Genomic DNA, 19412 nt, shown 5'->3' with positions numbered 1-19412 from the left:
ATTGTTGCATTTTGTATAAATGTTTATTAGAATGAACCAACGTTAAAAAAGTATAACTCGTTTATCCTGATAATAATATGTTGTTCTCGTCATTTCGGTTTTTTAGACAAAGGAGGCTAAGCCGATGTTTGAAAGTTTTGATAATAACCGTAATCGATACGCATCATTAGGTGTGGTATCAAGTTTACCAGATGAACTGATCGATAGTATCTGGTTCATTATTGATTTAGACCTTAAGGGTGTTATTCCGTTAGATAATATTTTAGCTTTTGATTTAATGAACAATCATGGAAAAGTAACCTTGCATTTTTCTCAAGCGGGCAGTACCGTAGAGATGGGGATCGATTTGCCATTCCCTTATTCTCCACAGTATCCGGCGCAAGTATTTGCCTATGATGATGGGACCAGAGAAACCATTCTTCTCCCAAGTGAAATTAAACAGTACTAAAATAAACCCTTTGTTTTGCACGATAGCCAAGTAGTTGACTCTTTGATTTTCATCGCAGACTCACTTCTTGGCTACTTTTATGATGACCTTCTCTGAAAATTTTCAGAAAACATAAAGCATTTTAGCTATTTATTTATCATGAGATTCTAATTGGTATTCCAAGGGTAAACACTATATACTACTAACTAAATTTTAAAAGAAATAAGGAGTTTACAAGATGCGCGATTTAACAAAAGGAAGCCCAGCCAAACTGATTTTGCTATTTACTGTCCCTTTATTGATAGGCAATGTTTTTCAGCAGTTTTACAACATGGTCGATATGATCATCGTTGGGCAGACATTAGGGAAAAACTCACTAGCAGCTGTAGGAGCTACCGGTGGATTAACTTTCTTGATTATTGGCTTTGCTCAAGGTCTAACCGCTGGTTTAGCCATTATTACAGCACAACGATATGGTGCGAAAGACTTCCGTGGTTTGAAAAAAAGTTTTGCTACAAGTGTCATGATTAGTGTCATTGTTACTGTAATTTTAACCGTCCTTAGCTTAGTATTTATTCGTCCGATGCTCCAGTTGATGCAAACACCTGCAGATATCATCGATGAAGCACAAACATTCATCGTGATCATCCTATGGGGAATCTTTGCTGCCGTCAGCTTCAATTTATTGTCAAATGTTATTCGCGCACTTGGTGATAGTCGAACGCCTTTACTCTTTTTGATCGTTGCGGTAATTATCAACGTTGTCTTGGATTTGATCTTTATTATCAACTTCGGTATGGGAGTAGAAGGTGCTGCTATTGCAACAGTGATTGCGCAAATTGCTTCTAGTCTATTATGTATCGTCTATATCAAGAAAAAGATTCCGATGCTTCAATTACGTAAAAAAGATTTTTCGTTCGATAAACAAGAGATCCGCACACATTTAAATGTTGCTTTACCAATGGCTTTCCAATCTTCGATCATTGCGATTGGTGCAATCGTCTTGCAATCTGCATTAAACAGCTTAGGTACAGATGTCGTAGCTGCCCAAGCCGCAGCTGGTCGAATCGATCAATTTGCTGTTCAACCTATGATGTCCTTTGGGATTGCGATGGCAACTTTTGCAGCACAAAACTATGGAGCGAAACAATATGGACGTATCTTAAAAGGCGTTCGCCAAACATTAGTCATGAGTATTGGCTTTAGTTTCTTAGCCGGAGCAATTGTCATTTTCCTTGGCCGACCATTAGTGAGCTTGTTTGTCAGCCCAAATGAAACTGTCGTTTTTGATTTGGCGCAAACGTATTTCAACATCAACGGCTCCCTTTACTGGATCTTAGCTATCCTATTTATCTTACGTTACACTTTACAAGGGCTTGGTCAAAGTAAAGTACCGACGATTGCAGGGATGATGGAGCTGATCATGCGTTCTTTCGCTGCGATCATTCTGACTGGGATCTGGGGCTACCCAGGTGCTGCTCTTGCTTCACCACTTGCTTGGGCTGGTTCTGTTATTGTCTTGCTCTACTCTTATATCCGCGCTGTGAAACATTTGAAACAGTTAGATGCCGAACAACAGCAATTTTCAATTGAAGATGCTGAAATCAGTTATTAGATTCAAAAAAAGTGTTCCTCCTATATTATGGGAAGAACACTTTTTTTTATGGATTCGTTGGTAAAATCACCAAGCTGAAATAGTCGATATGTGCATGATCATATTCTAAAACGGTGAATTGAAATTGATCGATCGTAATCACTGTACCTGCCTCGATATCTTTTTGATAGCTCGACATAAAACCAGCCAGAGTGATGAAATTTGTTTCTTCAAATTCTGGCACATCTTCATTGAAGTAGCGCTCAAAATCATCAAGCGTCAACTTACCTGAAACAATATAGCTACCATCTTCTTGTTTCGCAATCAACGCTTGGTCCACATCTGTTTCATCTCGAATCTCACCGACGATTTCTTCTAAAATATCTTCGATCGTGACAAGTCCACTTGTCCCACCATATTCATCCTTTAAGATCGCTATATGTTTTCCTTTTCTTCGCATGATCGTCAATAGTTTTTTGATGGGGATAGTTTCTGCTGTCACGATTGGTTCTTCAATCAGAGACTCCACCGTTATCTGGTCATCTTCTAAAGATTGTTTGATCAACGCAGGTAATGTCACGTATCCTAACACATTATCTTTGGATTCCAGTATGACAGGGTATCTCGTATGCCCACGTTCAATCGATTCCTTGATGGCTTGTTTGACTGTGTCTGACGCATCAAATACTTGCATCGAGGTCCGATCTACTTGAATGTCTTTTGCCAGCGTGTCATCAAATTCAAAGACATTTTCTAAGTACTGGTATTCATCCTTTGTCAACTCACCTTGCTGGTAAGAATTGAGGGCAACTAAAGTCAATTCTTCTTGCGAGAGTGTCTCTTCACCTTCTGAGACTAGTTTCACGCCTAGCAATTTACCTAAGCTTGCTGCCGAATGATTCAATACCCAGATGAAAGGAAACATCGCCAGATAAAAATAATGCAAGGGTCTGACTACGAATAACACCACTTGTTCCGTATTGACGATACTATAGCTTTTCGGCAAAAGTTCCCCCACCACAACGTCGACATACGTCACCAGAATGAACCCTAATGCGACAGAGATCGTTGCACTTATTCCCCGTCCGATCGGAAGTTGACCGATCCAAGGTTCCAACAATGCTGCCACAGAACCTTCGCCAACCCAACCAATGATCAAGCCTGTCAATGTGATACCCAATTGACTTGCAGATAAATAATCGTCTAAATGGTGGGTCACATGTAGCGCTAGTTTGGCGTTCTTCACGTCGTCTTTTTTCAATTGCTCTAAACGGGAACGTCTGATTTTTACTAAAGCAAATTCACTCGCAACAAAAAAAGCAGTGATTGCTATCATCAAAAATAATATGACAAAATTTAATACCATTTGTTTCGCCTCACTTTTCCATTTCAATTGTACAACTTTTCATAAAAAGAGTATAACTAGGAGGCTTTTGATTTCTGCTTCTCCCACTAGATCACTTTAAATAATGGGAGGATTTATTCACTTGTATCACTAGCATTCAACAGCTATTCAATAACAAGAAAATTTATAAATTAAGGTTTAAAATGTACGCATGTGCTATGCTATTACGTGACAGTACAGTTTAATGACGGTGGCTATCCTTCGAAAGCGAGGTGGTGCGTATGCACATACTTTCTAAATCTTACGAAAGGAGACGCCTTTTGTCGGCATTCGATACAATCCAATTGATGCTCAGCTTTGGTATGTTTACCATTGCCCTGATCACGTTGGTTGTAGCATTGCTTAGCGACGACAAAAAGAAATAACCGTCCTCGGCTAAGGACGGTTATTTTGTAAAAATTAACTTGAATATGCCGCTGTTTTTTAAACAACGCTGTCAAAGGGGAGTTGTTGACGCAACTCCTCTTTTCGTATTTAGTATAGCATACTATCGACATGCTTACTAGATTAAGTTCTAGGGAAGATCCTCTGTCAGTTGGGCATTTAGTCTAAATTGATGCTCAGCTTTGGTATGTTTACCATTACCCTGATCACGTTGGTAGTAGCATTGCTTAGCGACGACAAAAAGAAATAACCGTCCTCGGCTTAGGGCGGTTATTTTTTTAAAATTACTCAAACTATGCCGCTGTTCTTTAAACAACGCTGTCAAAGGGGAGTTGTTGACGCAACTCCTCTTTCCAGTTTTAGTATAGCATAAACTAATTCTTTATCTACTTATTTTTTCGTTCTTTCAACCACGTTTTTCTTGTTCCACCAATCAGCAAAGGTACTGTTTCATGTTTGACTTCACTGTATTCTAAACCAAACCATGTTTCTGGCGTCGTAGCGATTTTCTTGATGGCAAGTTTAGCTTGCATGATTTGTCGTTCCCATTTCCCAAGAGTTGTTACATTGGAAACTACTTCGTCGATCAAGATGAATTGGAAATCGCCGACTTCTCTTCCTGGAGTCAATGAATACGTCTGTGGTTGTTTTGGTAGACGTCCTTGTTTCATTAAATCGTGGATGATTTGTCGAACGTAGACATTGATTTCTTGTTGCACGCGGAATCCTAAGAACAGGTTCACTTGAACAACGAAATCGGTCCCCATCATATCCACTTGATATTCTTTCGTATAGGGTTCATCGGTTACTTCTACGTGGACAAACCAATAGGCCTTCGCCCGCTTTGGTCGTTTATCTAAAATGGAATACACGAACTGACGACCGACCTTCCCATCTGCCATATCTGGCACTAAGAAAACTACATTCGTTTGATACATTGGTAAGGTCTTGTCCTCTTTCAATGCTTGAAGTTGTGGAATATATTCTTTTAACGCCACTTCTTCTGCGACCGATTCACGAATGATATTTCCTTGTTCCCAAACAAACATGACTGCTAAAATGACTAAAGCAATCAACACAGCGACAAAACCGCCATGGAAGAACTTCACGATACTTGAAATAAAGAAGACGACTTCGATTGCCCCAAAGAAAAAGGTAATTGTATGAGCCAACCACTTCGGATAGCCAGTTTGGAGCAAATAGAAATAAAGTAAGGCAGTCGTCATCAACATCGTTACGGTAATGGACAGCCCGTACGCAGCTTCCATATGATGCGAGGTTCTGAAGGTCACGACAACAAGTGAACAAGCAATCCATAGAATCAAATTCACTGCCGGAATATACATTTGTCCGATACTGCTTCCAGGATACATGATTTTCAACCGAGGCAATAATTTCAATTTGATTGCTTCTGAAACTAGAGTAAATGATCCAGTAATTAGCGCTTGCGAAGCGATAACAGCCGCAATCGTTGCAAATATGACCCCAATGACAGTAAAACTAGCGGGCATCATTTGGAAAAATGGATTCAAGTTTTCGATCGCTTGTGTTTCTGGATTTTGATAGACATTCAACAGCCATGCTGCCTGCCCAAAATAATTCAATACCAAACATACTTTAACGTATGGCCAGCTTAAACGGATGTTTCGTTTTCCGACATGTCCTAAGTCAGAATAAAGCGCCTCTGCCCCAGTAGTAGCCAGAAAGATATTTCCTAGAATGAATAAACCTAGCTTATTATCAGGACTAAATAGCAACTGGATCGCATAATAAGGATTTAAGGCACGGATCACTGTCCAGTCTTGACTGAAATTAAACAAGCCCATCGCGCCTAAAAAGGTGAACCATAAAAACATAATCGGGCCAAATGCTTTCCCGACGACTTCTGTACCAAATCGTTGGACCATGAATAAAACAAAAATAATAACTAAAGTAATAATGACGATGATGTTCTGGTCATTGCCGAAACGGTCAAAGAATTGTGGAATCCCACGTAATCCTTCAATAGCGGTCGTAACCGTTACAGCTGGAGTAAGTACGCCATCTGCTAACAATGCTGCGCCACCGATCATTGCAGGTATGATCAGATATTTACCGCCTTTTCTAACCAAAGTATATAAAGAAAAGATACCACCTTCCCCATGGTTATCTGCATTTAATGCAATCACGACATATTTGATCGTCGTTAATAATGTCAAAGTCCAAAAAATCAAGGAGACTGCTCCGATAACAAAATCTGGGTTGATCCCTCGCAAGCCGCCATTGTCTTCTACGATTGCTTTCATTACATAAAGCGGACTCGTACCGATATCTCCATAAACAACTCCCATGGCTACGAGTAACCCTGCCATCGAGATTTTTTTTGTGTTATGCTTTGTTGTCACTGTTCCCCCTCATTTCTCCAATCCTATGATTGACCTAAATTCCACCTAATTATCCAAGTATTCAACGTCGGTGTCAATAAATCAGCTAAAAATAACCGATTCAACGATGCCTTCTTAAATAATCAGCAGTAAATGAGTAGAGAGCTAAACAAACGAGTGCACCGATCAAGGATGGGATAAGATAAAAGCCACTGATCGACGGACCTAGATCGCCTAACACAAATTCACCTAACCAACTTCCAAAGAAACCAATGATAATATTTCCAGTGACGCCTCCTGGTACATCTTCATTAAGAACAGCTCCAGCAACGAATCCTAATATGCCACCTACTATCAATGAGAATAAAAAATGGATCATTTCCATTCCTCCTTTTGCACTTTAAATAACTAAGTGTTTTTTAAGAAAATATAAATTGACCCTTTATGCCTTTTACTTTAACGATTTTAAAAAATAAGCGTACTACTTTTGAAAATATAAAATTATTTTCGTAGTAGTACGCTTATTAAAAAACTTTTATCTTAAAACGATGGAATTACTTCTTGTCCTCTTCGTTCAACATTGCTTTTCTTGAAAGATTCACACGACCTTGTTTGTCGATCTCTGTCACTTTCACCAACACTTCATCGCCTAGTTTCACAACGTCTTCTACATTGTTTACACGTTCATTCGCTAATTGAGAAATATGGACTAAGCCGTCTTTCCCTTTGATCAAGTTGACAAATGCACCGAATTTTTCGATACGAACAACTTTACCAAGGTAGACTTCGCCAACTTTGACTTCTTTTGTCAAATCTTCGATGATCTTGATTGCTTTTTGGATCATTTCTTTATCAGAAGAAGCAATACTTACTTTACCGTCTTGATCGATATCGATCTTCACGCCTGTTTCATCAATGATTCCATTGATCGTATCGCCACCTTTACCGATGACATCTTTGATTTTCGCAGGATCGATTTGGATCATTTCGATTTTCGGTGCATATTGGCTAAGCTCTTCACGTGGTGTAGCAATCGTTGAAGTCAATTCTTCTAAGATTTCCATACGTGCTTGTTTTGCTTGTGCCAATGCTTCTTTTAAGATTTGTTCCGTGATACCTTGGATCTTGATATCCATTTGTAGTGCTGTGATTCCATCTTTTGTTCCGGCAACTTTGAAGTCCATGTCGCCTAAATGGTCTTCTAGACCTTGGATGTCTGTTAAAATCGTGTAGTTTTCACCATCAGATACTAATCCCATAGCAATACCAGCAACAGGTGCTTTGATTGGCACACCTGCGTCCATCAATGCTAAAGTACCTGCACAGATACTTGCTTGAGAAGATGAACCATTTGATTCAAGTACTTCTGCCACTAGACGGATCGTGTAAGGAAACTCTTCTTCTGAAGGAATCACTTGTGCCAATGCACGTTCACCTAATGCACCATGACCGATTTCTCGACGACCTGGTGATCCGGCACGACCAGTTGAACCCACAGAAAATTGTGGGAAGTTATAGTGATGGATGAATCGTTTGCTGACTTCTACACCTAAGCCATCAATGATTTGGTGTTCCCCTAAAGGTGCCAATGTACATGATGATAGTGCTTGTGTTTGTCCACGAGTAAATAATCCAGAACCATGAACACGTGGCAACAAGCCAACTTCTGATGCTAAAGGACGGATCTCATCTAATTTACGACCATCAGGACGGATTTTGTCAATCGTGATCAACTCACGAACGACGTCTTTTTCAAGATCTTCCGTAATTTGTTTCACTTCTTTTAGTAATTGCGCTTCCTCTTCATGACCCGCAAATTTCTCTGCATAAGCTTCGCGAATATCGATTTTCACTTGGTCGATATTATCTTCACGAGCTAATTTTTCTTCTGTCATGACCGCTTCTTTCATCGTGCCATACGATGCATCAAAAATTTCTTTTTTCAAGTCAGCATCGACTTGTAATAAAGAAACTTCCATTTTTTCTTTGCCGACAGCTTGAACGATTTCTTCTTGGAATGCGACTAATTCTTTGATTGCGTCAAATCCAAATAATAATGCGCCCAACATATCTTCTTCTGAAACTTCTTTTGCGCCACTTTCAACCATGTTGATTGCTTGTTTTGTACCAGCTACGCTTAATTCGATATCGGTAGTCTCTGCTTGTTCAACTGTTGGGTTCAAGACATATTCGCCATTGACACGGCCAACTTCAACACCTGCGATCGGTCCATCGAATGGGATATCTGAAATCGATAAAGCTAGTGAAGAACCTAACATTGCTGCCATTGCTGGAGAACAATCTGTTTCTACACTCATCACGATATTTGTGACTTGGACTTCATTACGGAAACCTTCCGCAAACATTGGACGGATCGGACGGTCGATCAAACGAGCAGTCAAGGTTGCTTCCGTACTTGGACGACCTTCACGTTTGATAAATCCTCCTGGGATCTTACCAGCTGCATACATTTTTTCTTCATAATTGATCGTCAATGGGAAGAAATCTGTATCTTTCGCTTCTTTTGAAGCAACTGCCGCACTTAATACGACCGTATCCCCATAACGAACTAATACTGCTCCATTGGCTTGTTTGGCTAATTGGCCAACTTCGATCTCTAAGGGACGTCCGCCCCATGTCGTTTTAAAAACTTGTTTTTCTGACATAAATACTCCTTTTCTTTCTCGTGAACGCTAGACGCTACTAAACAAATGAAAACCGCGAAAGCGACCTTTTGCACCTTTCATTTGGTTAGTAGGAGTCCATCGAGCTGATTCACAGAAATGTTTGATAGTTTAAAGTAAAAAAGTGAGATTCACGCGAACCCCACTTTCTGTTAAAAATTAACGGCGTAAGCCTAGACGTTGGATCAATTCACGGTAACGTTGAACGTCAGTTTTACGTAAGTAAGCTAACAAGTTACGACGATGACCAACTTTTTTCATCAAACCACGGTATGAATGATGATCTTTTTTGTGAACACGTGCATGTTCGTTCAAGTGGTTGATTTCTTCAGTTAATACAGCGATTTGTACTTCTGGAGAACCAGTATCTCCTTCATGACGTGCGTAATCTTTGATGATTTCGTTTTTACGTTCTTTTGAAATTGCCATTTCTTTCACCTCGTTTAATTATTCCCCTGTGACTGAGTAAAACGTTGGTGATTCGTTTAACCAAGTAACAGGACATATGCTTTAAACATACAGCTATACTTTACCTGAATCTTTCTAATAAATCAAGTGTAGAATCCTTAAGAAAATCTAGTTGATTAAACAATCAGGCTACTACTTTTTCAAATTTATGGTAAACTATTAACCGAAAAGAGAGTGTTTGATAAGAAAGGGGTACATATTCCATGATCACAATGGATGATATTATTCGAGAAGGCAATCCAACATTACGTGAAGTAGCGCAAGAAGTCGCTCTTCCACTCAGTGAGGAAGATCTTTTATTAGGAGAAGAAATGTTGGAATTTCTTAAAAATAGCCAAGATCCAATCAAAGCAGAAGAATTAAATTTACGTGGTGGTGTCGGCCTAGCTGCGCCCCAGCTTGATATTTCAAAACGGATCATTGCGGTCCACGTACCAAATCCAGATCCAGAAATCACAGAACCGACGTTGAGTACGGTCATGTATAACCCAAAAATCTTGAGCCATTCCGTCCAGAATGCTTGCTTAGGCGAAGGCGAAGGCTGTTTATCAGTCGATCGTGAAGTTCCTGGGTATGTTGTGCGCCATGCAAAAATCACGCTTTCGTATTATGACAAAAACGGTGAGAAACAAAAAATCCGTTTGAAAAATTATGAATCCATCGTGGTGCAACATGAAATTGACCATATCAATGGTGTAATGTTCTATGACCATATCAACGACCAAAATCCTTTTGTCTTAAAAGAAGGCGTCTTGGTGATCGAGTAATCATGGATAATCACAAAAATGAACAGAGAGTAGCAGCTTCAACTGCTTTTCTCTGTTCATTTTTTTATCATCACTTACTTTTCCCGCTCGTTCTTCCCTTGTTTTTTTGATTGATCTGTTGAGTGATTTGAACTAACTGGAATGGTTTGTTGAATGAGCTGATTCAATGATGGTTTTAGCTTTCCTTCATCGGTCACCGGCTCCGTGATGATTCTTCTTCTTTCATTCTCTTGATTTATTTCTTCTTTCTTTTCTTCCAGACAGCAAATGATATGTTGGGTGATTGCCTTGGCGCGATCGATTTTTATGAACAGTAAGCGTTCTTTGAATCGTTTAATCTGGTTTTCTATCCATCCGAATTGACTATCTAGTCTAGAAGATGGAACGTTCTGAATCTCTTTTTTCAAAAGCACGCCTTTCGGTTCAATCAAATAAATTGAGTTCGGGTGTGGCTCATGATTCGGTTGGATCTTCCCACCATTTGCTAGGATCTCTTGTATATAATAATCCATCGCGAACATGTTCCGAATCACTTTATACCACGTTTTTGATTTTATCGGAGAATCTTCTCTATTTTCCGGCAATTTGCCCATCCGATAAAGATAAAAATCGAAAATGTAATCGAACAATTGATTCCACTCAGGATTCTCTCCCTTTACTGCAGAGAGAAATCTTTTTCTCATTTCTAAGGTAGCCCTATTATGGTTCGGATTCCAACTGATTGACAGATCTTCTCTATCTACTGAAAAGATGCTTTCTCTACAATTGGATAAAATGACTTTTAACGAAGCATCAAGTGACGCAACGACACAATTCCCTACCGTTTGGTCATTCATCACTATTTCCTCAATAGGTTCCGTATGAGTTGAAAGCTTAGTCAAACATTCCAAAAGATAAAATTTCTCTAATTTAAAATCATATCGTTCTTCAAAAAACAAAGTACTCAGCTCTTTGATCCTCTGTTTAGGGATAATTTGATAGACAACATTGTCGTCATAGTAATTGGTCATTTTATCGACAGTCAACACTATGAAATCATGTTCTTTTTTATACACGACGAATCCCATCAGATGTTGGTATACATTGATATCCTCACTAAGAGGAACAACCATGGGAAAAAGCATAAAATCGGTTGGATCATCATTTACTAGCTTCTCTAAACTTGCTCGTAATTGGTTCTCTTCAGCAAAATCAAAGTACGCCTTCGTTCGCTCCAGTGATCGAATGATATTTTGCTTCGAATTTCTATCAATAAAAAAATCATCTTGGTCTTGTTCTAGCATTTTTATGTACGTGGATATCAACAATTTATAGTCATCATTCTGGTCAAAATTTTTGTCATTTGGTTTTAAAGCTAACGACAATGCGAGCATATCCACTCTTTTTTCAAACTCATGCTTCTTTTGTTCATCTAACATTTTCTATTTCCTACTCTCTACAAAGTGAATGCTTCTTGTACTTGAAGCGGTTATTTCTCTTGCTGAATCCGTTCTCTTTTTACTTTTGGCTGTGTAAAAGAAGAACGTGTTGCTCGATAAACTCAGGTACAACCTTACACTGAAAAAAAACAATCGTTGCTACATCTTTCTTACTTTACTCATCTCATTGATATTTTCGGAAATTTTTTTGTCTAATACAGTCTTTGACTCCATCAGGTCACTACCGAGAGACACTTAGTGGTTGCTGCCTAGATATAGTATGACCTGTTGATACTCTTCTCTTTTGACTACTCGTTCTTTAAAATCATTCCTGTTTTCAGTCATCTTTTCCTCCTGATTTTTGAGTGATCCCATTCATTTATTCTGATTTTTTGATTAGTTACAGATAAAAAGCTTAGCTAATCAACGGTCCGACATTGTTTTATGTTGGTAAGTTGTTTTCTGGTACATCCCGAGATTCTTTCCAAATTTAATTGGTCGAAAATCAGTTAACAATGTAGCCATCCTAACTTTTTCTGGATTGGTTTGTTTGGTAGTTTCATTTTTTGCTGGAGCGCTTCTCCCTTTTTCAAATAGATTATTGAACCGAGTCACAACACTACTAAAGCAATGGGTTTTACTTTTAGCTTCCTCTCTAGTGTCCGTGCTTCGATTCTTCATCCCCACCATTCTTATTTGATACGATTGACTTTTTCTTTGAATTGATTGATCGGTAGCTTGATCAATCAATCGTTTTATTGGTTTGTGTAGTGGATCTAGCCTCACTTCGCCTCGGGTATTAGGTGCTGTTCTTCCAAATAGCGTACTTACATTTTTGTACAGCTTAAACTCATCTAAGGATTCTTTTATTACACCTTCCTTGTTTTGTGAAGTTTCTTTTCCAAATAAGCTTCTTTTGAAACTATCTAATTCATTTTTCTGTTCATTTGAACTCATGTTGGTCACTACAACTTGACCTTCTTTTACTACCGTGCTTAATTGGGTAACGACACTCTTGAAATCTTTAAGATTATCAGTAACTACTACCTTAGCTTTTTGTGGTTCGATCTTATCTAGCGAAGTGAATGTCCGTTCACATTTCTTGGTCTCTTCATTTAACGGTAGAAGCACATCGATGGTTGCTTTTTTGGTTATCCCTATATGTGCAACCTCTATAGGAAAGGGTTCATTTTTGATAACTAATTGTGGTACACGATTTGCCCATAATTCCGGATCACGCTCCCATGGTGCCACTACTCTTTGCCCATTTTCCCAAAAAACAAATCTACCTTGTAGTTGCTTTCTTTGGAGATACAAGACTCGCAGCGCATGATCGAACACCTCATTTCTAAAACCGTCAATTGTTTGATCCATTTGATGGCGAGGCGAATCTAATGGTACCCATAGCTCAACATCTTCTCTTTTTTTAACAGCTTCAATCAGGATCAATTCAGAACGGTGGATCAAGGGGTTTTGGCTCCCCGCATCTGCAATCTCTTCAAAGACTTGATTAGTATATTCTATTGTTTGTGTATACTCTTGCCTCTCTCCCAGTGATTGCATTGGATAAACAGCGTTTGTGTCCAAATCTATGCTATCTCTTATTACTTGAGTGATTTCTTTAAGTAGAGGATTATTCTGTATTGCTCTTTCTAAATTCTTGGAATTAAATGAACGTTTTCTTAAGGCGTGAAAAATCAATTCTATGTAGATTTTCGAATCATGGGGTATCTTTTTTTGTCTAGGATCTAAATGATCCAATTTTTCCATCAAGCCTTTTCTATCCTGTTCGTCACCAAAAATCAATACGTGTTTTAGCTTCTCGACTTTTTTTTCTATTGGAGAGATCGTTTTCTGTGGGTCATGAAGCAAGGCAGGTTCGCTCAGTTTCTGCTCCATCTTTGTTTCTTTTGGTACTTGGCGTTGGTGTAATTCCTCTTGTACTTCCTGTTCTTTCTTTTCTAAGCTAGCTATCATTCGTTGGGTCATTTCCTTAGCTATCGGAACCTGGATAAATGGTAAACGACCATTAATTATATTAGTTATGTACTTTTGTCGATCAAGATATTCTGTTAAATCATCAGACGAAATCTCTGCAAGCTTACTCGTCGGATAAATACCCAGTGACTTAATGATATTGCTGGATTTTTCTTGGATCAGGTTCTCATCTATAGTTGGAATTTCTCCAGGATGATCGAATATTGCTGAAATATAAGGATCTTGCTTAAAAAGAAAGTGGATTTGGAGATGCCATCGACGCTTTTTAGTATCAATGTTTTCTAAAAATTCACTTTTGAGCTGCCCTTTTTTATATAAATAATGAAAATATATATAATCAAGCTGCCGATTTAGCTCTGGATTCTTGCCTTTCAAAGCAATCAGAAATCGCTTACGCATTTCCAAAATCGATTCACCATGTTCTGAATGCCATTTAGGTGTCACTTGCTCACTCGTATCTAAAGAAAAGATATCTTTCCTACAATGAAATAAAATTGTTTTTAGCGCAGCATCAACCTCGTTTACTGAACAATTTCCAGTCTTTTGTCCTTTCATGACGATAGCTGGTATACCAATCGATTCGTTTTGGGTGGAAAGAGTTGCTAACCTTTTCAATACATAATATGGTTTGCGAACTTCATGAAATCGCTCTTTAAGAAACACTTCACTTAGTTGCGCAATATTTGTCGGAGGAATCTCAAAATAAGAAACCGTTTGATTATCGAAGCCTCTCTCTTTATCCACCTTCATCACTACAAAAGAATTATTTTTTTTATAAACGGTCAATCCACATGTATGAGATGAAACTTCTCCATACTCTCCGGGATAAAAAGAAGAAGGAATCAACATGAAATCTGTTGGATCATTATTTCTCAACTTTTCAAAAATCATTTGAACTTGTTCTTTTTTTTCAAAATCATAAAAATCTTTGGTCCGTTTTAGCGATTCAATGATATTTTCTTTTTGACCTTGTTTAATAAAAAATTCGTCTTGATCCTCATGAATCATTTGGATATACGTTGAGAATAATAATTGATAATCTTTATTTAACCCAAAATGATTGATATTTTCTTGTAGTGATAAAGACAAAGCTAATAAATCCAACTTTTTTCTAAATTCATTCGTTGAGTCAGTTGTTGTTTGATTTAACATCGTTGACCTCCATATAATTATTATTTTTTACTCTTTCGTTTTCAAATACGTATTTTTTTCTCAGTCAGCGCAAACGCTCCTTGACACGGATCGTTTGCTTGCTTTGTGGTTGACTATTCGTCTTTGCATATGTTTTCAACTGTTTAAATTCTTTTTTCTCAGTAAGCATAGACACTTCTGGTTGTGCCAGGCTCTTTGACTTAGGCTGATAGGTCGCCCAAAATTCAGGATCAGATTCCCAAGGTGGAGAAACAAATTTTTTCTTTTCAATAAAAACGACTCGCTGCTTGAACCGCTCCCAGTTCCGATATAGATAGCGTAGTTCACTTCCAGTAATGCCGGGGACTTTTTTTACTACTCTTAAATCACAAAGTTCGTCTAATAGAAAGACTACTGTTACATGTTGAGACAACAAAGTAAGTTCTAGCCCGATTTTACAGCCTTTTTTTATGAAGTGTTGTTTGATCTCTGGACGATCAAATTGGGTATAGTCTTCTGAAATGACCTCTTTAAAGATGTTTTTCAATTGAAATTTTTCAATCGTTTGTGTGACATGATAATATGTTTCCCACAATGGTAAATAGCGTTCCTTTTCGGGCAAGTAATCAATCCAATGACTAAAAAATTCTTCTCTACTTTCTTCTGTAGGACAATGTTTTATATGTTCAAAAATACTTTCCATTAAAATATCATTATACTTATCAATATGAACATCATTTGTGTCCTTATATTGGAAATGCTTTAGCAAAACTTGATCTTCATAGTTAAAGTGGATACGTGCTACTCGTAATCCGTAGATTAGAAGACGGCTCTCTGACGGGGAAATAGCCGATGATTTTCTCAAATTATTTTCCACACAATTTCTCCATAATCTAGCATTTCTTTCCCAAGGAGCTGCGACGATTTGTCCATTCTCCCAAAAGACAATTGACGCTTTGAGCTTGTCTTTTTCATGATATAAACTGCGTAACGTAAAATCTGTATATCTGTTTTGCTTTCCTTGGATCGTTGCTGCAAAATTCCCACCATAAGAATCTAAAGATATCCAGATGACAAGATCACTTCGATTTTTCGCAACTTCAATCATTAATAATTCTGTGTTTTTTAACAATTGTATTCGCATACTATAAGCCAAAGTATCTTTCATTGAATGATTGGCAAATTGTCCTGTTTGCTTGTATTGTTGATACTCTTCAAGGAACGGCTCCGAGTAGATCCTGTGCAATTGAAACCTTGGGTCCTCCATCATGATGGCTTGAATATCTTCCCAGAGTGGGTATTTGCTGTCTGCTTTTATTTGGTCAATCAACTCTTTGGGTTGAAGAGAGAAATTCTCAAAAGGTTGTTGAATGAGATAGTCGACTAACTCTTCCATATAAACCAATGGGTCATACGGATTTGTTTTTTCCCTGAGTTCTCTATCATTCAACTGTTGTTCCAAATTGCTTTCAGTTGCTCCAAAGCAAAGAATTGTTTTTTGATTTGTTCCTCGAAGCATTTTTCTCCCTCTTTCAATAAAAGTATTTGTAGCATTTCTGTTCAGTATAGTTAAAGTTTTGCCATGGTATAAATCAATTATTTTATAAATAAAGAAAAAATGAGATTGAGATAGAAGTAAAAACACTCCTATCTCAATCTCATAAAGTAAATTATTGATTCCCTTCAAACAAGATGCCTGCTTCTGCCAAGCCTTGTTTGATTTGTTGCAATACTTCCTTATGTGAGTAACGGATCGTATGCAAGTGGATGCCATCTGTTAATTCAGACAATAACGAAGCCTGACTTTTCCGATAACGTTTCATAAATGAACGAATATCTTCTGCTGTCTTGATATGAAGCATTCCTGTCAGTTCGCCATACAAGGGATGCTCAACGATGACGTCTAGTATCTCGCCACCATGAGCAACGATCAACTGTAGTTCTTCCTCTGTTTGTTCTCTCTGATGTTGTACCGCGATTTTACTGATGAACCCATTTTTGTCTTGTTCATCTTCCAAAAGATATCCTCTGGCCGTCGCCACGATCGCTTCTCCTGCCGCTCGTAGCAACGCAATGTCTCCTACAATGATTTGGCGGCTGACACCAAAACGAGTAGCAAACTTACTGGCACTGACAGGTTTCTCTGCATCAACTAGCGTTTCAATAATTTCTTTTCGGCGAGTTTCTCCTTCAATCATTTATCTACTCCATTCGTTTCTTTTGATAGTTTCGTGAGTGCTTCATGATATCTGCATAAGTAGCTAAGATCGTCTCACTGTATTCTGGTGTTTTCAACCAACTGGCAACTTTATCCAACACTTGTTGTTCTCTTTTTCCATCGTAAACCGCTTGGTTAGTTGCTCGTTTGACATCACCGATCTTCGTGACGGTAGCCATTCTTTTTTCAAGTAGTTCTACTAATTGGTGATCGATTTGATCAATCGATTGTCTCAACTCTTCCAATGACTCTTCAGGCATTGGTTCATCGATGCGTTTGATGATCCGTGCCGGATTCCCTGCGATCACTACATTATCTGGGAACGATTTGGTCACGACTGCTCCCGCCCCGACCACGACATTGTCTCCTAAAGTCACTCCAGGAGTGATGATCACTCCACCACCTAGCCACACATTATTGCCGATTTCAATTGGTTTAGCAAATTCTAACCCACTATTTCGCTTCACTGGATGTAGTGGATGTGTGGCAGTATAAAGCTGAACATTAGGGGCAAACATGCAGTTATCACCAATTTTGATCGTACTGACATCTAAGAATGTACAATTAAAGTTCGCATAAAAATTCTCACCTACGTAAATATTATAGCCGTAATCAAAATTGATCGTTGGTTCCATATAAATCTTCTCGCCGGTAGCACCAAATGTCTCTTTAAGTAATTGACTGCGAAGTTCACTTGTTTCCGCTTGGTTGATGATCTGGCTTTGACTTCGAGCAAATTTTCTATCGGCTGATAATTCTGGATCACCCGCAAAATAAAGTTCGCCGGCAATCATTTTTTCTTTTTCTGTTTTAGCTGTCATTTTACACTCTCCTGTACTTTTTTGAACACCTTCGTTCCATCTGTTTGGACAAATCGGTACGCCTCTGATAGATAGACAGGGGTCTGATTGATGACTAATAGCTTCGCTTGTGGTGAGCGAAACTGGATCAAATCACGAAAAGGATGGACTTGGAAACTTGTCCCTACAATCACAATCAAGTCGGCCTGACTGACAGCAAAAGCTGCTTGCTCTAATACTTCATCCTGAAACCCTTCTCCATATAACACAATATCTGGGCGAATCTGGCCACCACACAGTTGATGCTTGTCACTGGTCAGATAATCTTGCCAGTCAACAGGTTGATGGCAGTTTCGACAATAACAATGATACAGATTCCCATGAAAATTAACTAGTTTTTTACTTCCAGCTTTTTCATGTAACCCATCGATATTTTGCGAAACGACCCATACCTCTTTTTCTTTAGCCAACTCTACGATTTCTCGATGGATGATATTCGGGCGTGCTTCGGGATGATAAAGATGTTTGAGAAACGAATAAAATTTTTGTGGTTCTTCATCCATCGCTTGATGACTCAACAAATATTCTGGACGATCCATCCCTTGGTAAACACCGGTTAGTGAACGGTAATCGGGTATTCCAGAAGGTGTGGACACACCTGCCCCTGTTAGAAAGGTCAGTTTTTGACTTTCAATTATCGCTGTCGCTGCTTCTTCAATTGTTTGTTCCAACATTTATCACTCACCTCTCTTCTATTATAATCGAAATAAAATGAAACATACCCTCAATCGAATGAAAATTCAGAGATTTTTTTTGAGAAAATACTCACAAACATCACTGACAAAACAATGAAAACGTGCTACAATACCAATGATCTGTATATTTTGAGTATGAAATGAGGTGAATCAATATGGTTGCATTCTTAATTTATTGGGGCGTTATTTTAGCATGTATCGCTTGGTTAGCATTAAGTATTTATTTCTCTATCTTCTATTTAGTACGTAAAGAAAATGGAAATCTATGGGCGTTTGCCTTTTTCAATGTATTGGCAGCAATTGTTCTAGCAATTACATTAGTTGTTTATCGCACATGGGGCTGGGGGATCACACAATACTCTAGTTTGATCTATCTCGTTTTAGCTATTTATGGGGTAACAGTTATTTTACAAGCCATTCTTGGTCGTGAACCTAAGAAAGCTACAGCTTAAAATACTTTTAGATAAAAAAGGAAACAGACTGCGTGATTTTGCAGTCTGTTTTTCGTTATTTTACTATCATTTAAGTGTTGCATAAAATGTATAATTATTCTTTTTTTGAAAACATTCTCTTTTCCTTTTTTCATGAAAGAAATTAAATAAACAGGATATTTCTTTATTTATCAACTTTTTTCTGCAAAAATGTAGTTTCTCATTGACAAAGTGGCTACTCTATCGTAGACTATTTTTTGTATAAATAACTGAATACGAGATGCCTCAATCAATGAGGTAGAGGTCGCGAGAATCATTAAACCTGTGGAGTGAAGCAAACATGTGGAAGCAGGGCTAGGGAGGATCGCCGAAATGTACTTTTTTTTGCTTAAAAAGTATGTTGGGACGTAAGTTAACAGCTTACGGACTGTCTTAGCAGTGATGCTAAGTTGCGCTATGTTTTGTGAGAGGTTTATCACTCTGTGAAATTTAGCGGCCCTTTTGTACTTACAAAGCGGTCGTTTTTTATTTCTCCTTGATAAGCAACTGCAATGCATGTATTCGACCAC

Annotated in this window: 17 protein-coding genes and 1 riboswitch; of the genes, 6 read left to right on the top strand and 11 right to left on the bottom strand. The window is 38.3% G+C overall.

Annotated features, from left to right (window positions below; genetic code table 11):
• The first annotated feature begins 124 nt into the window (after window positions 1-124).
• Complete coding sequence (locus IGI79_RS00960) at window positions 125-448, top strand: DUF960 domain-containing protein (protein ID WP_019722687.1); 324 nt, start codon at window positions 125-127, stop codon at window positions 446-448.
• A gap of 217 nt (window positions 449-665) precedes the next feature.
• Window positions 666-2042 (top strand): MATE family efflux transporter, encoded by a 1377-nt coding sequence (locus IGI79_RS00955; protein ID WP_010734370.1) that lies wholly within the window; start codon window positions 666-668, stop codon window positions 2040-2042.
• Window positions 2043-2088: 46 nt separating this feature from the next.
• Here the strand turns inward: IGI79_RS00955 and IGI79_RS00950 are convergent, their stop codons facing one another.
• Window positions 2089-3387: a hemolysin family protein gene (locus IGI79_RS00950; protein WP_438845607.1), complete on the bottom strand. Its 1299-nt coding sequence runs from the start codon at window positions 3385-3387 to the stop codon at window positions 2089-2091.
• Window positions 3388-3647: 260 nt separating this feature from the next.
• On the opposite strand from IGI79_RS00950, the gene pepG1 reads away from it, so the two are divergent.
• Window positions 3648-3791 carry a type I toxin-antitoxin system toxin PepG1 gene (gene pepG1 / locus IGI79_RS00945; protein WP_104775597.1) on the top strand — a complete coding sequence of 48 codons (144 nt, stop codon included), beginning with the start codon at window positions 3648-3650 and terminating at the stop codon, window positions 3789-3791.
• A 191-nt stretch (window positions 3792-3982) separates the two neighbouring features.
• Window positions 3983-4060 carry a putative holin-like toxin gene (locus tag IGI79_RS00940; RefSeq protein ID WP_100207132.1) on the top strand — a complete coding sequence of 26 codons (78 nt, stop codon included), beginning with the start codon at window positions 3983-3985 and terminating at the stop codon, window positions 4058-4060.
• A gap of 136 nt (window positions 4061-4196) precedes the next feature.
• On the opposite strand, the gene IGI79_RS00935 is transcribed toward IGI79_RS00940, so the two are convergent.
• The 4 genes from IGI79_RS00935 to rpsO all read right to left on the bottom strand — a co-directional run bounded on the left by IGI79_RS00935 (window position 4197) and on the right by rpsO (window position 9286).
• Entirely contained in the window at window positions 4197-6194 is a 1998-nt protein-coding gene (locus IGI79_RS00935) for a KUP/HAK/KT family potassium transporter (protein WP_410301215.1), read from the bottom strand.
• A 100-nt stretch (window positions 6195-6294) separates the two neighbouring features.
• On the bottom strand, window positions 6295-6552 hold the full coding sequence (locus tag IGI79_RS00930) for a GlsB/YeaQ/YmgE family stress response membrane protein (protein WP_010734373.1): 258 nt from the start codon (window positions 6550-6552) through the stop codon (window positions 6295-6297).
• Window positions 6553-6727: 175 nt separating this feature from the next.
• Complete coding sequence (gene pnp, locus IGI79_RS00925; protein ID WP_019724328.1) at window positions 6728-8839, bottom strand: polyribonucleotide nucleotidyltransferase; 2112 nt, start codon at window positions 8837-8839, stop codon at window positions 6728-6730.
• 177 nt (window positions 8840-9016) lie between these two features.
• A complete protein-coding gene (rpsO, locus tag IGI79_RS00920; protein ID WP_010734375.1) occupies window positions 9017-9286 on the bottom strand; it encodes a 30S ribosomal protein S15 in 270 nt (89 codons plus the stop codon).
• A gap of 242 nt (window positions 9287-9528) precedes the next feature.
• Here rpsO and def point away from each other — a divergent pair, with 242 nt between their 5' ends.
• Entirely contained in the window at window positions 9529-10092 is a 564-nt protein-coding gene (gene def, locus IGI79_RS00915; RefSeq protein WP_438845606.1) for a peptide deformylase, read from the top strand.
• Between the two features lie 74 nt (window positions 10093-10166).
• Here the strand turns inward: def and IGI79_RS00910 are convergent, their stop codons facing one another.
• From IGI79_RS00910 to IGI79_RS00885, 6 genes are all read right to left on the bottom strand, one after another.
• Window positions 10167-11510 (bottom strand): hypothetical protein, encoded by a 1344-nt coding sequence (locus IGI79_RS00910; protein ID WP_195274120.1) that lies wholly within the window; start codon window positions 11508-11510, stop codon window positions 10167-10169.
• Window positions 11511-11933: 423 nt separating this feature from the next.
• Window positions 11934-14660: a hypothetical protein gene (locus IGI79_RS00905; RefSeq protein WP_195476153.1), complete on the bottom strand. Its 2727-nt coding sequence runs from the start codon at window positions 14658-14660 to the stop codon at window positions 11934-11936.
• A 64-nt stretch (window positions 14661-14724) separates the two neighbouring features.
• On the bottom strand, window positions 14725-16158 hold the full coding sequence (locus tag IGI79_RS00900; protein ID WP_195274117.1) for a hypothetical protein: 1434 nt from the start codon (window positions 16156-16158) through the stop codon (window positions 14725-14727).
• Between the two features lie 151 nt (window positions 16159-16309).
• On the bottom strand, window positions 16310-16837 hold the full coding sequence (locus IGI79_RS00895) for a transcription repressor NadR (RefSeq protein ID WP_010734380.1): 528 nt from the start codon (window positions 16835-16837) through the stop codon (window positions 16310-16312).
• Window positions 16838-16841: 4 nt separating this feature from the next.
• Window positions 16842-17678, bottom strand: coding sequence for a chorismate mutase (locus IGI79_RS00890; RefSeq protein WP_010734381.1), 837 nt, complete (start codon window positions 17676-17678; stop codon window positions 16842-16844).
• Window positions 17675-18391 carry an NAD-dependent protein deacylase gene (locus tag IGI79_RS00885; protein WP_066025311.1) on the bottom strand — a complete coding sequence of 239 codons (717 nt, stop codon included), beginning with the start codon at window positions 18389-18391 and terminating at the stop codon, window positions 17675-17677. The genes IGI79_RS00890 and IGI79_RS00885 overlap by 4 nt, the downstream gene beginning before the upstream one ends.
• Window positions 18392-18567: 176 nt before the next feature.
• Here IGI79_RS00885 and IGI79_RS00880 point away from each other — a divergent pair, with 176 nt between their 5' ends.
• A complete protein-coding gene (locus IGI79_RS00880; RefSeq protein ID WP_010734383.1) occupies window positions 18568-18864 on the top strand; it encodes a hypothetical protein in 297 nt (98 codons plus the stop codon).
• A gap of 269 nt (window positions 18865-19133) precedes the next feature.
• Window positions 19134-19308, top strand: a riboswitch (Lysine riboswitch).
• Window positions 19309-19412: the final 104 nt, after the last annotated feature.

It is taken from the genome of Enterococcus sp. AZ084 (assembly GCF_051714905.1).
In the GTDB taxonomy this organism is placed as follows: domain Bacteria; phylum Bacillota; class Bacilli; order Lactobacillales; family Enterococcaceae; genus Enterococcus_B; species Enterococcus_B pernyi.
This window is presented reverse-complemented; position numbering and strand designations above follow the sequence as displayed.

Bases quoted from the DNA above. Each gene is read 5' to 3' on its own strand.
- IGI79_RS00960 (WP_019722687.1), top strand. From the start codon at position 125: ATGTTTGAAAGTTTTGATAATAACCGTAATCGATACGCATCATTAGGT.
- IGI79_RS00955 (WP_010734370.1), top strand. From the start codon at position 666: ATGCGCGATTTAACAAAAGGAAGCCCAGCCAAACTGATTTTGCTATTT.
- IGI79_RS00950 (WP_438845607.1), bottom strand. From the start codon at position 3,387: ATGGTATTAAATTTTGTCATATTATTTTTGATGATAGCAATCACTGCT.
- pepG1 (WP_104775597.1), top strand. From the start codon at position 3,648: ATGCACATACTTTCTAAATCTTACGAAAGGAGACGCCTTTTGTCGGCA.
- IGI79_RS00940 (WP_100207132.1), top strand. From the start codon at position 3,983: ATGCTCAGCTTTGGTATGTTTACCATTACCCTGATCACGTTGGTAGTA.
- IGI79_RS00930 (WP_010734373.1), bottom strand. From the start codon at position 6,552: ATGATCCATTTTTTATTCTCATTGATAGTAGGTGGCATATTAGGATTC.
- pnp (WP_019724328.1), bottom strand. From the start codon at position 8,839: ATGTCAGAAAAACAAGTTTTTAAAACGACATGGGGCGGACGTCCCTTA.
- rpsO (WP_010734375.1), bottom strand. From the start codon at position 9,286: ATGGCAATTTCAAAAGAACGTAAAAACGAAATCATCAAAGATTACGCA.
- def (WP_438845606.1), top strand. From the start codon at position 9,529: ATGATCACAATGGATGATATTATTCGAGAAGGCAATCCAACATTACGT.
- IGI79_RS00910 (WP_195274120.1), bottom strand. From the start codon at position 11,510: ATGTTAGATGAACAAAAGAAGCATGAGTTTGAAAAAAGAGTGGATATG.
- IGI79_RS00905 (WP_195476153.1), bottom strand. From the start codon at position 14,660: ATGTTAAATCAAACAACAACTGACTCAACGAATGAATTTAGAAAAAAG.
- IGI79_RS00900 (WP_195274117.1), bottom strand. From the start codon at position 16,158: ATGCTTCGAGGAACAAATCAAAAAACAATTCTTTGCTTTGGAGCAACT.
- IGI79_RS00895 (WP_010734380.1), bottom strand. From the start codon at position 16,837: ATGATTGAAGGAGAAACTCGCCGAAAAGAAATTATTGAAACGCTAGTT.
- IGI79_RS00890 (WP_010734381.1), bottom strand. From the start codon at position 17,678: ATGACAGCTAAAACAGAAAAAGAAAAAATGATTGCCGGCGAACTTTAT.
- IGI79_RS00885 (WP_066025311.1), bottom strand. From the start codon at position 18,391: ATGTTGGAACAAACAATTGAAGAAGCAGCGACAGCGATAATTGAAAGT.
- IGI79_RS00880 (WP_010734383.1), top strand. From the start codon at position 18,568: ATGGTTGCATTCTTAATTTATTGGGGCGTTATTTTAGCATGTATCGCT.